The organism is Corynebacterium kutscheri (genome assembly GCF_000980835.1).
GTDB lineage: Bacteria > Actinomycetota > Actinomycetes > Mycobacteriales > Mycobacteriaceae > Corynebacterium > Corynebacterium kutscheri.
Genome location: NZ_CP011312.1, coordinates 1,048,084 through 1,067,183, shown reverse-complemented (window position 1 = coordinate 1,067,183; position 19,100 = coordinate 1,048,084). Strand labels below are relative to the sequence as shown.

The 19,100-nt window shown below is 44.8% G+C and carries 18 protein-coding genes and 1 pseudogene; 12 read left to right on the top strand and 7 right to left on the bottom strand.

The genetic code is table 11. From position 1 onward, the window contains the following. Positions 1–18: 18 nt before the first annotated feature. Positions 19–603, bottom strand: a complete 585-nt coding sequence (locus UL82_RS04905; RefSeq protein ID WP_046439336.1) for a class I SAM-dependent methyltransferase — start codon at positions 601–603, stop codon at positions 19–21. 57 nt (positions 604–660) lie between these two features. On the opposite strand from UL82_RS04905, the gene UL82_RS11535 reads away from it, so the two are divergent. Continuing rightward, positions 661–1,200, top strand: coding sequence for a CorA family divalent cation transporter (locus UL82_RS11535; protein WP_126316903.1), 540 nt, complete (start codon positions 661–663; stop codon positions 1,198–1,200). Continuing rightward, positions 1,145–1,696: a CorA family divalent cation transporter gene (locus UL82_RS11530; RefSeq protein ID WP_158407827.1), complete on the top strand. Its 552-nt coding sequence runs from the start codon at positions 1,145–1,147 to the stop codon at positions 1,694–1,696. Before UL82_RS11535 ends, UL82_RS11530 begins: the two co-directional genes overlap by 56 nt. Before the next feature lie 161 nt (positions 1,697–1,857). Here the strand turns inward: UL82_RS11530 and UL82_RS04895 are convergent, their stop codons facing one another. After that, positions 1,858–2,379: a PaaI family thioesterase gene (locus UL82_RS04895; protein WP_046441231.1), complete on the bottom strand. Its 522-nt coding sequence runs from the start codon at positions 2,377–2,379 to the stop codon at positions 1,858–1,860. A gap of 264 nt (positions 2,380–2,643) precedes the next feature. On the opposite strand from UL82_RS04895, the gene gndA reads away from it, so the two are divergent. The 9 genes and pseudogenes from gndA to UL82_RS04850 all read left to right on the top strand — a co-directional run bounded on the left by gndA (position 2,644) and on the right by UL82_RS04850 (position 12,809). Then, positions 2,644–4,098, top strand: coding sequence for an NADP-dependent phosphogluconate dehydrogenase (gndA, locus tag UL82_RS04890; protein WP_046439334.1), 1,455 nt, complete (start codon positions 2,644–2,646; stop codon positions 4,096–4,098). Positions 4,099–4,177: 79 nt separating this feature from the next. After that, positions 4,178–5,509, top strand: coding sequence for a DEAD/DEAH box helicase (locus UL82_RS04885; protein WP_046439332.1), 1,332 nt, complete (start codon positions 4,178–4,180; stop codon positions 5,507–5,509). Positions 5,510–5,512: 3 nt separating this feature from the next. Further along, positions 5,513–6,895 (top strand): annotated as a pseudogene (locus UL82_RS04880) (hemolysin family protein); the annotation flags it as partial. A 91-nt stretch (positions 6,896–6,986) separates the two neighbouring features. Next, positions 6,987–8,039 carry a hemolysin family protein gene (locus UL82_RS04875; protein ID WP_046439331.1) on the top strand — a complete coding sequence of 351 codons (1,053 nt, stop codon included), beginning with the start codon at positions 6,987–6,989 and terminating at the stop codon, positions 8,037–8,039. Beyond that, positions 8,026–8,922 (top strand): hypothetical protein, encoded by an 897-nt coding sequence (locus tag UL82_RS04870; RefSeq protein ID WP_046439329.1) that lies wholly within the window; start codon positions 8,026–8,028, stop codon positions 8,920–8,922. Before UL82_RS04875 ends, UL82_RS04870 begins: the two co-directional genes overlap by 14 nt. A 19-nt stretch (positions 8,923–8,941) precedes the next feature. Beyond that, complete coding sequence (locus tag UL82_RS04865; RefSeq protein ID WP_046439327.1) at positions 8,942–10,354, top strand: VWA domain-containing protein; 1,413 nt, start codon at positions 8,942–8,944, stop codon at positions 10,352–10,354. Positions 10,355–10,625: 271 nt separating this feature from the next. Beyond that, the gene (gene nrdI / locus UL82_RS04860; RefSeq protein ID WP_046439325.1) at positions 10,626–11,141 is read left to right on the top strand and encodes a class Ib ribonucleoside-diphosphate reductase assembly flavoprotein NrdI; all 516 of its coding nucleotides are present in this window, start codon (positions 10,626–10,628) and stop codon (positions 11,139–11,141) included. Between the two features lie 42 nt (positions 11,142–11,183). After that, positions 11,184–12,185 (top strand): class 1b ribonucleoside-diphosphate reductase subunit beta, encoded by a 1,002-nt coding sequence (gene nrdF / locus UL82_RS04855; protein WP_083966421.1) that lies wholly within the window; start codon positions 11,184–11,186, stop codon positions 12,183–12,185. Positions 12,186–12,215: 30 nt separating this feature from the next. Continuing rightward, the gene (locus UL82_RS04850; RefSeq protein WP_046439323.1) at positions 12,216–12,809 is read left to right on the top strand and encodes an NADPH-dependent FMN reductase; all 594 of its coding nucleotides are present in this window, start codon (positions 12,216–12,218) and stop codon (positions 12,807–12,809) included. 277 nt (positions 12,810–13,086) lie between these two features. Here the strand turns inward: UL82_RS04850 and UL82_RS04845 are convergent, their stop codons facing one another. The 5 genes from UL82_RS04845 to secA2 all read right to left on the bottom strand — a co-directional run bounded on the left by UL82_RS04845 (position 13,087) and on the right by secA2 (position 18,431). Then, positions 13,087–13,641, bottom strand: coding sequence for a MerR family transcriptional regulator (locus UL82_RS04845; RefSeq protein WP_046439322.1), 555 nt, complete (start codon positions 13,639–13,641; stop codon positions 13,087–13,089). A 223-nt stretch (positions 13,642–13,864) separates the two neighbouring features. Next, positions 13,865–14,461, bottom strand: a complete 597-nt coding sequence (locus tag UL82_RS04840; RefSeq protein WP_046439321.1) for a bifunctional nuclease family protein — start codon at positions 14,459–14,461, stop codon at positions 13,865–13,867. Positions 14,462–14,592: 131 nt separating this feature from the next. Beyond that, positions 14,593–15,327 carry a transcriptional regulator FtsR gene (gene ftsR / locus UL82_RS04835; RefSeq protein ID WP_046439320.1) on the bottom strand — a complete coding sequence of 245 codons (735 nt, stop codon included), beginning with the start codon at positions 15,325–15,327 and terminating at the stop codon, positions 14,593–14,595. A gap of 54 nt (positions 15,328–15,381) precedes the next feature. Further along, positions 15,382–15,828 carry an oxoglutarate dehydrogenase inhibitor Odhl gene (gene odhI, locus UL82_RS04830; RefSeq protein WP_046439318.1) on the bottom strand — a complete coding sequence of 149 codons (447 nt, stop codon included), beginning with the start codon at positions 15,826–15,828 and terminating at the stop codon, positions 15,382–15,384. A gap of 311 nt (positions 15,829–16,139) precedes the next feature. After that, on the bottom strand, positions 16,140–18,431 hold the full coding sequence (gene secA2, locus UL82_RS04825) for an accessory Sec system translocase SecA2 (protein ID WP_046439316.1): 2,292 nt from the start codon (positions 18,429–18,431) through the stop codon (positions 16,140–16,142). 247 nt (positions 18,432–18,678) lie between these two features. Here secA2 and UL82_RS04815 point away from each other — a divergent pair, with 247 nt between their 5' ends. Next, the gene (locus tag UL82_RS04815; RefSeq protein WP_046439312.1) at positions 18,679–19,077 is read left to right on the top strand and encodes a YchJ family protein; all 399 of its coding nucleotides are present in this window, start codon (positions 18,679–18,681) and stop codon (positions 19,075–19,077) included. Positions 19,078–19,100 lie beyond the last annotated feature (23 nt).

The following is a 19,100-nucleotide window of genomic DNA, read 5'->3' as shown; positions in this document are numbered from 1 at the left end:
TCAGCCGGGTTTTTCTTATTATGGTTTGCGTAACACTGCAACTAGAAAAGATGAGGACTCATCAAAAGGAGCTAATTCCCAACTGGAAAAAACATTCTCGCGAATAAAGCCCACTTGTTCTGCAGCTTGGAAAAAATAACCAAAGGGTAAGCCACGCCCAGCACCAAATCCAATAACTGCGCGCCCACCTGATCGTAAAGAATCAAAAATATGACGCAGTGCCTGTGGTACGGTGTCTAATTCCAAAAAGGTTAAGACTTGTCCAGCACACAACGCAATATCAAAACCATCTTCAGCAATAGGATCTTCTACTAGATCGCCAACATAAAAAGTAGCTTCAGGAAATTTCTCACGAGCAATGTCAATCAAAACTGGATCTAAATCTGATCCCACCACAATATGCCCCTGCTGGCTTAGATAGCCGCTTAGTCTGCCCTGTCCACATCCAGCATCAAGAATACGAGAGCCACGAGCAGCCATAGCGTCGATAAGCCGAGCCTCACCGTAAATGTCTTGGCCTTGGGCAAGGAAAAAATCCCATCGACGAGCATAATTAATCGAATGCTGGGGATCGGCCGCTGTTATTTCTTTCCATGTTTTCATCCCTACATTATATGTTGAATTAACATATTTTTATTCCACCACTAGAAAGATCACCCCATGAACTCAAATAAAATCGAGTTATTAGAAAATTTTGCTGATCATTGCTTATTTTTTAGCCCTGGTAAACAAGTTCAAAATATTAAGTTAGATAAAGCGCTTATCCATGCTCGAAACCGCCATACACTACCTGGTTTTATCTGGTTAAGTTTGCACCAACCAACAGAAGCACAAATGTCAATGGTGGCCGAAGTTTTTAATATTAATGACCTTCTTATTGAAGATGCAGCTAGTGCTATCCAACGCCCAAAGGCAGAACGTTATGATGATCAACTATTTTATGCGTTGCACTCAATTTCCTACTCAGATTTTGATAAAAGATTAGGGTCGGTTCGTTCTGCAGGATTGGTTATTCAAACCGGTACGGTACAAATGATTGTCGGTACTGGGTTTATCGTTACTATTCGCCATAATACGCAACTTCCCGATGTATTGAAGTACTTAGCTGAAGATCCAGAGCTTATCGACGGCGGCCCCTTGTCTATTGTCTGGGCGATTTCTGATCGCTATCGTCGATACCTATTCGCAGGTTGTTACTGAACTAAGCGATGATGTCAATCTCCTAGAAGAAACAGTATTTGATCCAGATCAAACCTTTAGTATTGATCAAATCTATTTACTGAAAAAAGAAATCCTAGAAATGCGTCATGCAATTGGCCCTTTAGACTCTGTATTACGTTTGCTCATCGACGTTCATCAGCAATACACCACTGAGTCCTTGCGCAACCGGTTAGGTGATGTTCGTGATCACGCAATTGTGGCGCGAGATGCAATTCATAACTTTGACGAACGTTTAAGCTCTCTTATCGATGCAGCTGTCGCCAAAATTTCATTACAACAAAATAATGATATGCGAGCTATTTCCGCTGTAGCTGGTATGGCAGTTGGTCCGACACTTATTGCAGGTATTTATGGAATGAACTTCGATAATATGCCTGAATTGCATTATCACTATGGTTACTACTTCGTCCTTGGCGCAATGGTACTCATGAGCTTGCTGCTATGGCGATTTTTCAAACGAAAAGACTGGTTATAAAACCAGATGATTCCGAACAAAAGACGATAGTTAATAAAAATCCTTAGGTCATGTGCTTTATCACAATGGGTTAACCGCACACATGTCCTAAGGATACATTTCTATTAATTACCTAGTAGATTGCTTAAAACGCATACTTAAAAGCCAATACAACCGACGCATTAACTAGTTTGTGTACTGTTGGAATACTCAACAAACTTATCTTCTGCCCGACCAGGATTACCTTTTACCGGAACCGGTGCAAGCATAGTACGAAGCGTCGTGCGAGCGACAAGCTGATCACGATGAAACATCTCTACATTAATAAGCTGGGTATTGTGCCCATTTCGAATCATCTGCGCATGAGCACTAATAACACCAGCACTGACCGGTTTAATAAAATCAGTATTGTTGTTGACTCCTGCCACGAGTTTCCCTTGAGCTGCCACTACACCCATTACTGAGCCTACCGATTCTGCAATGGCGCAATAGACTCCACCATTGACCACACCAGAAACCTGAAGATGGCTTTTATCAACATGTAATTCTGCACGACAATTTTCGTGATCGATTTCTACAAAACGCAATCCTAGTGATGCCGAAAAACCATCATTTAATTCATTAATCTTGGCGAGTTCTCGAATATGCGCACCCTCGGCAGGAATAGCACCAAGAAGAGAAAAAATATCGTCAGTCATGGTCATTAATCTAGTGAAAAACACTGAACTTTGCTCGCCCACTCGCCACTTTTTAAGCAGATCAGACTAAAACGCAATCAGATTCACATTTTATCTTGGTTTTTCCACTCCTCTAGAACCCAAGATAAAACAATGATGACCAGTAGCAACAAAACACCACATGCATATTCACTGTGGAATTACTCACCCATGCCTTAAATTTAAGCAAATTTAAATGTCCGAACGGACAGGAACTAACCATGCTGGCTTAAGGAATGTAGACTGCACACCATGACTGAACAGAGCACTTTGGCACAGATCGGCGTTGTCGGCCTCGCTGTGATGGGATCTAACTTGGCCCGCAACTTCGCACGCAATGGCAATACGGTTGCTGTCTATAACCGCAGCTACCAAAAAACCCAAGATCTTATGGATAATCACGGCCATGAAGGTGCCTTTATTCCTACCGAAACTATTGAAGAGTTCGTCGCTTCCTTAGAAAAGCCACGCCGCGCCATTATTATGGTGCAAGCTGGTGCTGCTACTGATGCAGTAATTAACCAGCTCGCTGATGCAATGGAGGAAGGCGACATCATTATTGATGGCGGCAATGCGCTCTATACCGATACGATTCGTCGGGAAAAAGAAATTTCTGCTCGTGGCCTCAATTTTGTTGGCGCCGGTATTTCTGGTGGTGAAGAAGGCGCGCTTAATGGTCCATCTATTATGCCAGGTGGTCCAGCAGAAACCTGGAAAGCACTAGGACCATTGTTGGAGTCTATTGCTGCTGTTGTCGATGGGGTTCCCTGTGTGACTCATATCGGACCCGATGGAGCAGGTCACTTCGTCAAAATGGTGCACAATGGCATTGAATATGCCGATATGCAGGTCATTGGCGAGGCATACCAGCTACTACGTTATGGCGCAGGCATGACTCCTGGTGAAATTGCCGAAACTTTTAAGACCTGGAATGAAGGCGATCTTGATTCCTATCTCATCGAGATTACCGCTGAGGTGCTCGCTCAGGTGGATGCCGAAACTGGTATCCCACTAGTCGATCTCATTGTAGATTCCGCTGGACAAAAAGGCACTGGTCGATGGACGGTTAAAGCCGCACTTGATCTAGGAATTCCAGTAACCGGCATTGGTGAAGCTGTTTTCGCCCGTGCACTTTCTGGCGCAACTGCTCAGCGCTCTGCCACTGTAGCTGCACTTCCTTCTGGTGATCTCACAACTATTTCTGAGCTGGGAATTCAACGTGAAGCTTTTATCGAAGACGTACGCCGTGCGCTCTACGCTTCTAAGCTAGTTGCTTATGCACAAGGCTTTGATGAAATTCAGGCTGGTTCAAAAGAACATGGATGGAATGTCGATCCTTGTGATCTAGCTACCATCTGGCGTGGTGGTTGCATTATTCGCGCACAATTCCTTAACCGCATCCGCGAAGCGTATAACACCAACCCAGAGCTATCCTCGCTATTGCTTGATCCTTACTTCCTTAGCGAGCTCGACAAACTTGTCTCCTCTTGGCGTCGGGTTGTCGTAGCAGCAACTCAAATTGGCCAACCAATTCCGGTATTTGCTTCTTGTCTATCATATTATGACAGCCTTCGTGCGAAGCGTCTGCCGGCTGCGTTGATCCAAGGACAGCGTGACTTCTTTGGTGCCCACACCTACCAACGTGTAGATAAAGAAGGTACCTTCCACACCCTATGGTCTGGCGATCGCACAGAGATCGAAGCCTAAAACCATACTTTCCTAGCCCGCCGCTGGTTTGTTTATGTACTAACAATCAGCGACGGGCAAACGCATATAGAAAGACCCTATGACCTTATTTTCTACGCTTGGTCTTCCCAAAGAAATTGTTTCCGAGCTCTCTCGTAGTGGAATTACCGAAGCATTTCCTATTCAAGCTGCCGCTATTCCTGATGCTTTAGCTGGAAAAGATGTGCTTGGTCGTGGCCCTACCGGCTCAGGTAAAACTTTCACCTTTGGATTACCTATTATTGCTCGGTTAGCTGCTCAGGGAGCAAGCGTGGCAGGTAAACCACGCGCATTAATTCTAGTACCCACTCGTGAATTAGCAGCACAGGTCCGGCAACGTCTTAGTGATCCTGCCCGAGTAATGGGATTAAGAATTATTGATATAGTCGGCGGAGTAAATATTAACCACCACATTCGCCAATTAGCTGCGCCCGTGGATATTTTAGTGGGTACTCCTGGGCGTATCCAAGATCTGATTAACCAGCACAAGCTCTTTTTAGACCAGGTAGCTATTACCGCTCTTGATGAAGCTGATCAAATGGCTGATATGGGCTTTTTACCACAGGTAACCAAGCTCTTAGCTTTAACCAATAAAAATTCACAACGGCTTTTATTCTCAGCAACGCTAGATAATGATGTCGATAAATTAGTCAAGAAATTCCTCCACAATCCTGTTATCCATTCCACGGCTCCGGCACAAGCTGCTGTAGCAACCATGCAGCACTATCAAGTGCGAGTAGGTCAACGACCAGAACGCAATGTACTGGTAGCAAAAATTGCTGCCCGCCACGGTAAAACCATTATGTTTATGCGCACAAAACATGGTGTGGATCGCCAGGTGAAAAAACTACGCCGAGTAGGCATTAATGCCGTGGGGTTACACGGCGATAAGGGACAATCAACGCGTACTAAAGCGTTAGAAGGCTTTTCGACGGGTACTGTTCCAGTCCTAGTAGCCACAGATATTGCTGCGCGAGGTATTGATATCTCTGATGTCGATCTGGTCGTTCATGTTGATCCGCCTGCTGAACATAAAGCATATCTCCACCGCGCCGGGCGTACCGCGCGTGCTGGTGCTACTGGTTTAGTACTCACCCTTGTAATGGACACTCAGATTGATGAAGTTGAAAAACTACTCAAAAAAGCAGGTGTACACGCTAAACTAGTCGATAGTCATAGCGTCGAAAAGCTCACTGGAGCCCAAGAACCTCATGGTTCTGCGCTACCGCCTTTTGGTGCGATAGTAGAAAAAACTAGCCCTCACCGCACCAAAACAAGGAAGAGTTCCCAGCGTGAACAAGCTTTTACTGCGCGGAGAGCGAAAAAACGCAATGCACAATCAAATACATGGGGCAAAGGCTCCGTAGAAAGACCTCAAAGGCGTAGCCGCTAAAACATGGATATATTCATATCGATTATCTCGCTCATTGGATTTGTACTACTTACTGCTAGCACAGGTTTATTTGTTGCTATCGAGTTTGCCCTCACCGGGTTGGAGCGCTCCATCATCGACCAAGATGTAGCTCACCGGGGCGATAAACGAGCCCATGCTGTACAACGGGATTACCAAAATCTTTCGTTTGTGCTTTCCGGGGCGCAATTAGGTATTACAATTACTACACTCGCTACCGGTTATCTTGCAGAACCAATTTTAGCGCGATTTATTCTTCCATTACTTGAAGCGATAGGCGTTGCTGAAGCTACTGCGGCAAGGGTTTCATTAGTGTTGGCGCTTATCATTGCAACCTTATTGTCAATGGTATTCGGCGAATTAGTGCCTAAAAATATTGCGATTACTAATCCGCTAGGAGTAGCACGCTATGCCGTTGGTCCGGTCAATGCTTTTAACACTGTTTTTAAATTCTTTATTAAAAGTTTGAATCGTTCAGCAAACTGGTTGGTACGTCAAATAGGAATTGAGCCCGCCGACGAACTTGCCTCGGCACGTTCTACTCAAGAGTTAACGGCTCTAGTAAAAAGTTCCGCTGAAGCTGGTGAGCTCCAACCGCATACTGCCACCATGATTGACCGCTCACTGAAATTTGGGGAAACTACTGCAGAAGAGGTTATGACTCCTCGCTCGACAGTAGAAACGCTCAGCCATGATGACACGGTGCTAGATCTTATTGCTAAAGCCATTGATACTGGTTTTTCACGATTTCCAGTTATCCGCGGTGACCTCGACGATACTATCGGTGTTGTTCACTATAAAGATGCTTTTTCTATCCCTGCTCAAGATCGCCACAATACCCAGTTGTGTACTATCGCTCGTCCGATTCCAGTAGTACCTGAATCTCTTGATGGCGATGCTGTACTTAATGCAGTTCGCTCCGCTGGTTCACAGGTAATCCTGGTCGCTGATGAATATGGTGGCACCGCAGGGCTTATTACCATTGAAGATGTTGTCGAAGAGATTCTCGGTGAGGTTTATGATGAACACGATGATGCCGAAGCCGAACGTGATTTCCAACGTTTTGGCAATTCCTGGTCGGTTTCTGGATTAGTGCGTCTCGACGAACTCAATGAAATTGTTGGCTACCAAGCACCTGATGGACCTTATGAAACCTTAGGTGGGCTGATTATGGCTCAACTTGGACGCATTCCAAAAGCTGATGATGAAGTATTACTACCACAGGCCGATAATCCTTTCCTAGCTGAATTTGAATCTGGTTACAATGGCCGCTGGTTTGCTAAAGTCACCGCGATGGAAGAACGACGTGTGGATACAGTTATTCTCTCCCCGATTACAGATGAAGAAGCAGAAAATTATCTCACTGAGGTAGAAGCTGGTAATGGTCAGGCACCAGCACGGTTAAAACTTTCCGAAATTATTCAGATACAAAATTCAGAACAGGATAAGGAATAAGGCCATGGGTGTTTTTAGCACCATTATCATGATTGTGGGTTTGCTTGTGGCCAATGCCTTTTTCGTGGCCAGTGAGTTTGCCCTGATTTCTTCTCGACGAGACCGGATAGAAAACCTCATTGCCCAGGGACGTCGCGGAGCTCAGCGAGTGCTTCATGCAACTGAAAACCTTTCTTTAGCGCTCGCAGCCTGCCAATTTGGGATCACCATCTGTTCGCTTATTCTTGGTAAAGTCGCGGAGCCAGCTATCGCGCATTTTATTGAGGAACCTTTCCATGTACTAGGTATGCCCGATAATCTACTCCACCCAGTATCCTTTGTTATTGCCTTAGGTCTTATTACTTATCTGCATATTCTCTTTGGTGAAATGGTTCCTAAGAATATTGCGCTTGCTGGACCAGAGACCTTAGCATTGTGGCTTACCCCTGCACTATTAGCTTTCATGCGCATAACGCGTCCTTTTATTGCGTTTATGAACTGGTTAGCACGTATTACCCTGCGACTTTTTGGAATCGAACAAAAAGATGAATTAGATTCAACTGTCGATCCACAACAATTAGCAACCATGATCGCTGAATCCAATTCAGAGGGACTGCTTGATGCTGAGGAAACTGCTCGCCTGCGCAAGGCACTTCGTTCTGATCAACGTTCGCTGACCGAAGTTATGATTCCATTAGAAAAAGTTCGCACCCTAGATTTTGGGCACCGCGGCCCACAAATTAGTGCATTGGAAACTCTTGTCGGCGAAACTGGGTTCTCACGTTTTCCGGTACTGAATAAAGATGGCTCCTATATCGGTTATGTTCATATCAAGGATGTTCTTGACCGATTTGAAGATCCCGACGGTGATACCACGATCCATCGCGCTGAAATTCGTCCTCTATCTATTGTCGATGCCTCCGGCAGTCTTGAGGATGCTTTGGAATTAATGCATCGTAAATCTGCGCATATGGCGCAGGTACGCCAACGTGGTCAACTCATTGGCGTTATTACGTTAGAAGATCTTATTGAAGAATATGTGGGAAAGTTTTCTGACTGGACACATGAACAAGCTTAATATGCCCCCAGAAACTATTCTTAGTCCACAGCAGTGGCAGCCATTAGCCAACCAACATGCCTACCGTGCAGAAAAACTTACTCGCGATCACTTGGCTCGTCGCAAAGCAGGAATAACACATCCCGTATTTGATTTCCTTTTTGAGTACTATCCTATTCGGGTTGCGCATTTACAACGATGGCATCCTGGAGTAGGCATTGGGTTAACCGGTGATTGCCCACAAGCATCATGGCGCAACTATCACACCACTCATGGGGTAACAACTGCGGATATCAATAGGCTTTTTCATACTCGAGGAGACTCGATACGCTACTTAAAGCAACTGCTTATTCGCACTGAAACCAATCCGGTACATTTTGATTGCTTCGGACTGCATGAATGGGCGATGGTCTATAAAACAAATTCGCCACGACATAATTTACCCCTGCGTCTTGGGGCTGCAGGTAGTGATGCAGTCGTAGAAGCCCACTCAATTCGGTGTACGCATGTTGATGCGTTTCGATTTTTTACCCCGGCTGCTCGCCCACTTAATCTTACTGTGCTTAACCGTCAGGACCAGCCGGTTAGTGAACAACGTGCATGTCTACATGCCGCAATGGATTTATATAAATGGGCAGCTAAGCTCAGCCCGCTTGTTCCAGGCGATTTATGGTTAGACTGTTTTGAATTGGCCTGGGATGCCCGAATCTTGGATATGGAAGCATCGCCTTATGATTGTCGTGCTTATGGGCTAGGTGTTGTTGCTATTGAGACTCCTGCTGGAAAAGCTGAGTATGTTGAGCGCCAGAGACAATTAGCTCAACGAGCTACTCCCCTGCGCAATCGGCTTGTCGAAGTCATCTCACAGGCAGAACAGATTAAACTGGTTTCAGCCGACCACTAGGAAACGTGAGGGAAAATCAGTGGGCAGACATACAACTGGTGAAAAAAATAATAAGATCGCAGGATCATTGATTGCAACGATCATCGCTATTATTGTCGCGATCGCTCTTGCGGTGTTCTGGTTTGTCAGTACGCGTACTAATGATTCCACTATGACTAGTGCGAACTGCGTTGCTGGCGATCTTAGCCTTGGTGTAGCTGCAGATACCGAAGAACGTGCACAGAGTTTTATCGAAGCATACAATGCTTCCTCGCCAATTGTGCGCGATCATTGCGTTACTGCCCGCTATAGCGAACTTTCTGAAGCGGGCGTTTATTTAACTACTAGCTCTGAAGGCCAAGTCAATGCTCTTCTGACTGAGGCTAACCGTTCCGCAGCAACCCTTGATTGGCCAACTATTGCACAAATTCCCGCTGGGGTAATTTCTACTGGTGCTTTTGATTGGAATAATCCTGATGCAATTACTTATGCCGTGGCAACTAATTCGGTAGCAGCTGCTTTAGTGTCTGCGCAGGTTAATAATAATAGTGTCGATACTATCCACGATGATCTCAATACTAACCGCACTACCACCCTTGATGGTGCGGTAGCTGACCAAGCGCAAACAATTTCCGCTACTGAAAATGACAAAGCTGAAGGGTATAGTTTTTTTGCCGCACCAGATCTCTATGTTCCAGTGCGTGCAGTTGCGCTAAGTCCAACCGATAGTGTTTCTGAAGATACCACCCGAGCAGGTGCCGATTTTTCCAGTTCACAAACGGTGGCTGAGACAACTAACACCACGGCTCGTATCGCAGCATATGAGGCTCTCGCACTTTTCGACGGCTCTGCTACCGCTGATAGTAATGCTAGTGCACCTGGAAGCAATCAAGAACAACCAGTAACTGATACGCTTTATCTTTTTGATACTTCTGCATCTATGGGTACTGTTTTTGAAACTACTGCCCAAGCTATTGCTGATGCAGCATTAGCTATTGGTGCCCAAAACCACCCAGTTGCCCTGTGGAATTACTCTTCGCCACTTAATCCTGGTGTTACCCAAGGTTGGCGCGTTAATGTCGCCTTCTCCAATGGTGCTGGCGGCAATGAAGCTGCCACAGCCGTTACTCGTTTTGGCACCGGAGGTATGTCTTATACCCGAAGTTCTCTTCATGCCGCGTTAAGTTCTGCCAGCGCTCAGGCACAAGAAACCTCACGACCAGTACGCGTTGTCTTAGTCACTACCGGTACCGACGATACTGATGATCTAAGCACCAGCACTCAAACTGCGCAAGCTGCCGGGGTTATTCTTGATGTAGTACACATTGGCACTGGCGAACAAGATACGGCAGTTGCTACGGCCGCACAAGAATTAAAAGGTAATGTTTATCTAGCAAGCGAGCCTAATCAGATTGCTGATGCAATAGCTTCAGCATCTGGACTGGGATCTTAAACTAAGAAGTTTTTAACTTTCTAACGCTGTCACCGGTAACTCAAAACATTTGAGTTACCGGTTTATTTTTATCTCCCTGCTACTAATCTCTTTCCTTTTATCCCGCATATCCCTGAGCTATCAATATTAGGTTTAGCTAACATCACCTAAATGTAATAATCAATAAAGCAATCCCACACAACAAAGAAAAGTTCAATCCATTGAACTTTTAAAAACATAGCTTTGAACTTTAGTGTTGCGATTCTTGTAATTACAAGATTAGGCTGTGCTCATGGACGCTCGCATACTTGCCCCCTCAGAGTCCCCGGACATCATCTACTTCTCTAGTGCTTCGGAAAATACTCATCGGTTCGTACAAAAACTTAATCGAGCAGCCGCAAGAATTCCCCTGCGACCCAAGATTGAAGGAACCATACAAGTCAGCCGTCCCTATGTTCTTATCGTCCCGTCCTATGGCGGCGGCGAAGAAAAAAGTGCTGTTCCTAAACAAGTTATAAAATTCCTCAATAATCCCACCAACCGCCAGTTCTTACGTGGTGTTATTACTTCCGGCAACACTAATTTTGGCTCAGCTTACTGTATTGCAGGTTCTGTTATTTCCGCTAAATGCCACGTCCCAAACCTATATCAATTTGAATTACTAGGCACTGACTACGACGTCGCACGGGTTAACGAAGGCCTCGATGAATTCTTTGCACAATTAAATAATCCCGATGAGATCAACACATCGATCCCCATCGATTCAGAAATACATTCCTCCGAGCTCACAGCTCAGAATAATTCCTAATTTTTTTAGCAATACCTTGCCATTACATTCGAAAGGAACCCAATGGCCTCACAGGATGTTATTACTCCTCCACAATTTCGATATGCCCCCGATAAACCAATACATCCCATCAATTGGAACAAGCTCATTGATGATAAAGACCTTGAGGTATGGAATCGCCTGACAGCTAATTTTTGGCTCCCCGAAAAAGTACCACTATCCAACGACTTACCTTCGTGGCGTCGTCTCACAGACGATGAGCGCACCCTCACCATGCGGGTATTTACTGGGTTAACTCTCCTAGATACCGTGCAGGCTACTGTGGGCGAAATCAGCCAGATTCATGATGCACAAACCGAGCATGAAGAAGCCGTTTATACAAATATTGCATTCATGCAATCAGTACATGCTCGCTCCTACTCTTCGGTATTCTCAACCCTGTGTAGCACTGCAGAAATCAACGAAGCTTATGATTGGTCTACCCAAAATGAAGTGCTCCAAGAACGAGCCAAGACAGTATTGCGGCACTATTTCGGCGAGGATCCGCTCAAGCGCAAAGTCTCTTCCACTTTGCTTTCCTCATTACTGCTCTACGCCGGTTTCTACCTACCCCTGCATTTTTCCGCTTGTGGAACAATGACGAATACAGCAGATATGGTTCGTCTTATTCTTCGGGATAAAGCAGTGCACGGTTATTATTCTGGCTATAAATACCAGCGTGGATTAGAAAAACATTCTGCTGAAAAGCAAGAAGAAATGCGAATCTTTACCATCGAACTACTCGAAAAGCTCTACCAACTAGAACTGGAATATTCCGGGGAGCTTTATAAAGACAGTGAGTTAATGCCTGATGTCGAGGTATTCGTCCGCTACAACGCAAATAAAGCCTTGATGAATCTCGGTTATCCTGCTTATTTCGCACCAGAAGAAACTCAAGTAAACCCCCGAATTCTGGCAGCACTAACTCCTGGAGCAGATGAGAATCATGATTTCTTCTCTGGCTCTGGCTCCTCTTATGTTATCGGCCGGGCGGAAGAAACTTCTAACGAAGACTGGGATTTCTAATTTCTTCATAACTTATTCACAAGGAAAACTATGTCTACAACAGATAATAAACTCGATATCGCCGTCATTATTGGCAGCCTTCGTGGCGGTTCAGTTGCGCGCAAGATCGCACAGAATACTCTCCATATGTTCAGTGATGAAGTAACTGCACATATCGTTGAAATCCGTGATCTCCCACTTTATGATTTCGACTACGATGACCCAGAGATCACAGATAAACCAACTCCTAAGGAATACACTGCATTCCGCGAAACCATCAAAAAAGCAGATGGGGTTTTATTCGTGACTCCAGAAAATAACCGCACCATTCCTGCTTGCCTAAAAAATGCTATCGATATCGGATCGAAGCCAAACAATGATGTTGCATGGAAGAATCTCCCAGCAGCAATTATCAGTCACTCAGTTGGGCGCATGGGCGGCTACTCATCACAGAAAAATTTAAAATTAGCCCTGTCCTATTTTGATATGCCCATCCAAGGACAGCCAGAAGTTTTTCTTGGCCAGTCCCCATCGTTATTGAACGAAGATGGCAGTTTCCTATCAGCAGATACCACCGAGTTTGTTCAAGGGCATATCGATAGGTTCATAGATTTAGTAAAGCGTAATCCGCGCCCTAAGCGCTAATAAGCAACGCATATCTTATTGTCGATGTTTATCCGGCAACCTATTGTCTGCTGGTAAATACAAGAATGCTTTAACCTTTAATAGCTCAGCCGGTAACTTATACTTTCCAGTTACCTGCTGAGTTTTATTTGTGCCTAATTTTTTATGGCGCTAGAAAAATTAATTAAAACTCTGCTTATCCACTAGCAGCATTCATATAGCAAAAACCCAGACCAGCCAGAGAAAATTGGTCCGGGCTTTAATTAGGTAACGTATTTAGGTTTAAGCCGCTTTTTAGTTAAGAAGACTTACGACGGCGTCGCACCGCTAGTTCATCGACACCAACAACATTATCGCCACCAAAGGAATCGTCGATACGCTCGGAAGGGAAATTGGAAATAGTACCGGTAAGTTCCTTCATAATTCCTGGAACTGCAATACCAAACACCCCTTGCCCACCGCCAAGAAGGTCAATAACTTCCTCATTAGAGCTGCACTCATATACCGTGGCACCATCGGAAACTAGGGTGATATTAGCAAGGTCATCTACACCGCGGTCACGTAATTTATCTACTGCCAAACGAATATTTTGCAAAGAAATACCTGTATCAAGAAGTCGTTTAACAATCTTGAGTACCAGCACATCTTTAAAAGAATATAGTCGCTGAGAACCAGAACCATGGGCAGTACGAATGGTTGGGGTAACCAAACCGGTACGTGCCCAATAATCCAACTGTCGGTAGGTGATGCCGGCAACCTGGCAAGCAGTAGGAACGCGGTATCCTACTTCTTTATCTGGACCCATATAGAAAAGGGATCCTTGTACACCTGGTGCGTCATTGTATTCAGTCATGTTTGTTTTTACTCCTGCGATCTCTGGCTTCGCTTCGAGCCCTCTTTTATTCTTAGCTAAGGTTAAACCAACGTCAAGCAAAAATCGCGCAACACGCCCGAAACATAAACCTCAAGTTGAAGTTTAGACTTTAATTACACCATTGTCACCTTTAATAACATAAATAACAATGACAACAATTGTTTTAGTATTCACTAACTAGCTGGCACTATTTACAATTCTGTTAGTTCTTATCTTCATCTAGACCTGGAAAATCATCAATATCAGGTAGCTCAGAACCTAAATCTCCAAGTTCTAGATCTTCTTCCCTAATCCCCATTTCGGAAAGCAAAGCCTGAAAATCTTCATCACTATCTGGAACTGGCACGCTCTTTTTACTTGGTTCAGGATAAATTTCGAAATAGCGCTGCATATCGTCATCAGAGATAAAAATAGATGCCTGCTGCATAACTTCTTCATCCACAACAATGCGACCTAATACATGCTGAGCAAATCCAATTGCATCAACCGGGCGAGCATCAAACTCACGGCCATCGCTAAGCACAATCGAGGCAATAAAAACACCCTGATAATAAGAACTAATACGTATTTCTTCTAACCCCACTCCATCTTGTTGGAAGAGTAAATCAGAAAAAATATCATACTTCTGCGGACGATTAGGAATATAACCACTATCACGCATAACCATTGGCATAACATCGTGATAAGTCACCCAAATAGGCAGAATTCGACCACTATCATTACCACGCAAAAGAATACAGCAATGCTCATCTGGCCCAATAAACCTAGCGCCTAGACAATCAACTTCCTGAAAAGCCATTTTGATCTCCTGTTAGTCTCTGGTGCGATAAATAAAAGCTCCCAGCTTTCATAACTGGAAGCTTTATCTTAAAATCTGGCTTGAACTGCAGTTTTATCTGTTTGATAACACTACAACTATGCAATAAGTTTTTATGAATGATTGCCACGCAAGACACTTTTTACCAAAGTAGCATGCATTGATACCACCAAAGCAGTCATTTGCTGCTTCATATCATCAGCTCGTTCTTTGCCATCAGCACTTAACCTCGCCACTGGTGTAGCTGCTCGTTGAATCAAATCCGCTTGACGCGCAGCAGTGTTACGCAGAGACTTCAAATGGCGAGTATCGAAACCAAAACCTTTCAGCTGCTCAGCAACACTAACGATGCTCACATCATCATTAGTAAAAAAACCTGAGGAATCTGGCACGACCACATGTGCTTCAATGAGCTCAGTAACTAACTGTATGCTCACTTCAGCACGCTCCGCCAAATCAGAATCAGTAAGCCGAGTTAAGGTAGGTGCAGCAAAACTTTCCGGCCCAATAAGCTGATCACCAGTAGTCTTCTTGAGCTGAGTCACAGCCCCCGAATCCATTGCCTCTAGCTGTTCGCGAATTACCTTTAACGGCAAATAATTATCACGCTGGGTAGTCAAAATAAACCGCAACCGATCTACATCATCGGCTGTAAAACGACGATACCCAGATGAAGTCCGCTGCGGGGTAATAAGGCCTTCTGATTCCAAAAAACGGATTTTAGAGACAGTAACGTCCGGGAATTCCTTAGTAAGGGTCTCGATAACTACGCCGATAGACACAGTCTTTTTTGCCCGTTTAGTGCTTTGCTGAGCAGAAGCAGTACTCTGATGCGCGGTTGCGTTCATAAATATATAAAACTCTTAAAGCTAGAAAAGGTCAGGGGTATCCATAAACACACATTAACTGCGCGAGGTAGAACCAATGTTACCCGCTAAGAAAACCAAACGGAACTTACCGATCTGAATCTCATCACCGGTAGAAAGAATCTCACTGTTACGAGGTTCACGGTTGATATAGGTACCATTTAAAGATCCAACATCAACAACTTCGAAGGTTTCATTTTCCAGACGAAACTCCGCATGACGACGAGAAACCGTCACATCATCTAAGAAAATATCGCTCTCTGGATGCCGGCCAGCAGTAGTAACCGGACGATCTAATAAAAAGCGTGCTCCGGCGTTGGGGCCACGCTTAACAACCAGCATAGCTGCACCTGCTGGAGGTGTAATGTCCGAGCCAGCTGCAGGTGTTGCTACCGCACCAGACTCCATTTCCTTGAGCAGATCCGCGCGAAAAACGGATGTGGTTTCAACCTGTACCTCAGGTTCACCAATGATGTCGCTCATGTTCAACCTCCGAGTTTGCTGTTTTTATGACTTAGCTTTTATCCTGTTTCACCGCAGATAAGCAGCAGCAACATTATAGATAAAAACAACCTCACTAAATTTTACAACTTTATTTCTACTGACCGCAGATACTGAAACTATAGAATGCAGATACCTACGCAAGCTAATGAATAACATCATAGCCGCTATTGCTAAAAATCAATGGTTTAGGTTCATATCACAATCAAAAAATTCTCTTTTTATTACGCTGCGTCTGGCTTTTTATTAGCTTTTAGCGCATAGAGTGACAAGTGCTATCCCCCCATTCTCACCTATTTAAAGATTGCTCCAATTCCTTTTAATACTGAATTACCAGAACCGGCAAGCGGATTATCAGAAACCATATATGTCCAGGTTGCTGATGGACGAGCTAAACCATGATCTGCTAAATGCGCACCCTCATCGTCGATAAGCACTTCTTTAAAAGTAGTTACAGCTTTATCCACGGCGCGTTGTGCTAATTCTTTAAACTCTCGTACTGCAATGCGGTGGTACTCATCAATGGGGGTTTCTCGAGCAATTGCGCGCAAGTGAATGGATTCTCGAACATCATCCATCAGTGCTAGATGCTCACTCCACTCATAATCCAAGTGATACAACATAATTTCTCTGGCAGCTTGTTCGACAATCGCTGAATCAAGGTGCATAAGTTCTTGCGCCCGCTGTGGGGCTCGTTGAGATAATTCCTGCCAGGCTTGGTTACTATCAAGCAAAACAGAGCGGCGTTCATCAACGATAATGCGTTGATCGGCAAGCAGCTTATTGTACTTCCATGTTTGAGAATGAATTTCTAGTAGCTGCCCTTCGGTAACACGCTGGCAATGCTCTATCCAATCACGAATCCGCTTAGATTCAATAAGTCCATCAGCTTCTGGTTGCGCAGTCACTTCTTCGCCAGCTCCACCAACTGCAACCACATCGTCTTCTAATGATAAGAAGAAAAGTGATAACCCCGGATCTCCTTGACGTCCTGCTCGACCACGCAATTGGTTATCCAATCGAGAGCTACGATGTCTAGTCGTACCAATCACAGCAAGCCCACCGCGGGAAACAACTGCTTCATAATCACGTTCATCTGCCCCACCAAGGCGAATATCGGTACCTCGACCAGCCATCTGAGTAGAAACAGTCACCCGAGCTAAATCACCAGCTTCGGCGATAATGCGTGCCTCTTCTGCATCATTTTTTGCATTCAAAACATTGCAATCAATACCTGCCTCAGCTAGTGCTTGAGCAATTGCCTCTGATTCAGCAACATCATGAGTACCAATCAACACTGGCTGACCGGTTTCATGCAGTAAGCGAATTTCTTTAATAATGGCGCGAAACTTCTCTTCACTGGTTGCATAGACTCGATCAGCTTCATCAAAACGACGTAGTTCCTTATGCCGTGGGATCTCGGCTACCCGCAAATCATAAAACTGACGCAGTTGGTCAGTTGCTTCCACAGCAGTACCAGTCATACCACAAACAACTGGATATCTACCCATCAACGCCTGCAGAGTAATAGTGTCCAGAATCCGCCCACCCTCAGTGACTTTCAGTCCTTCTTTGGCTTCCACAGCAGCTTGTACCCCATCTGGCCAACGCTGTAAATCGGCAACACGACCTTTAGAGGCGTCGATAAGTGCAACTTTTCCGTCTCGAACGATATAGTGAATGTCTCGAATCAGTAGCGCTTGAGCGTGTAAGGCAAGATTAACTTGAACGAGTGTAGAACCGACATGTTCGTCGTCGTAAAGCGAGTTAATGCCTAACCGATGCTCAACTTTTTGTGCGCCTTGCTCAGTAAGAAAAACATTGCGCCGGTCATCATCAAAGATGTAATCCTCGCCTTCGATCAACTTAGCAACAATCTGCGTAATCCGGCCAGTAGGAGCATAACCAGGCTCATTGCCGGCAAGAACAAGTGGAACCAATGCCTCATCTACTAAAACACTGTCAGCTTCATCAACAACAGCTACATCTGCACCATGTTGTACTGCGTCTTTTCGGTCAGTAATAAGCTGATCTCTTAATACATCAAAACCAATCTCACTTACTGCCCCATAGACAATATTGGCCCGGTATACTTCCCGACGTTGTTCACGGCTAAGGTTTTCGGTAATCGCAGCCACGCTAAGATCAAAAAACTCTACCAGCGGCCCCATCCATTGAGCATCGCGGGCAGCCAAATAATCATTGACAGTAATCGCATGCACGCGTTTACCCATCAGTGCGAAACCAGTATTTGCCATTGCTCCGACTAGGGTTTTACCTTCACCAGTGGCCATCTGGATAACATCGCCACCAAGCAGTCCAAGAACAGCCTGGTTTTGCACATCAAATGGTTTTAGACCTAGAGTGCGCTCAGCAGCAATACTTAAAAGTGCAAGAAACTCCGCAGGCTGTACAAGCTCACCGGTATGAGCTAATTCCTTGGCACGGGCTGCAATCTCCGTGTCGCTTTTCGACGCCCATTGATCACGCCAAGTATCAACTTTATCCACGACTGCTCGGGATTTCTTTTGATTACGGGTAGCTTTGCCACCCATGGCATTCCAAAACCAGTCAAAAGTTGCCACTTAAATTCGTCATCTCCTTGGAAGGCGTGAGAAAAGATAATGTCGCATCATATATCGCTACAACCCGTCTCATTAAACTAATAGCGTTTATTCTGCCATGAGCTAAGAAAGCAATAAGAAAAATCGCTGCCAGCGTACACCCGATTGCTAGCATTGCTCTAGCTCCATCGAGAATCATTGATCTTTTCAAGTAAAATAGTGGACTAGCTATCTGATATCAGCCTTATTGTAGGGAAAACGCGTTTTTATGAAATTAATTAAAACCATTACTGACTGTCCTTGTGGATCAGGATCTGACTTTAATGATTGCTGTGAACCCTATCTGAATGGTACGATAGCCCCGTCTACCGCAGAAAAACTAATGCGCTCTCGATACAGTGCCTTTGCACTAGCTAATCGTGATTATCTAATCAAAACGTGGTATCCCGATACCCGTCCGCTCGACATTCAATTCGCTGAAGATATTAGCTGGGTAAAGCTAGAGATCCTGCACATTACTGGGGGAACAGAATTTGATTCCTATGGTGAGATTGAATTTGATGCTACCTACATTATTGGCATTGATCCCACAATACATATACACCACGAACGCTCAGTTTTTCGCCGACAAAACGGCCGCTGGTTTTATGATGACGAGATAGAATAAGTCCCCAACTAGGTGCACAAACC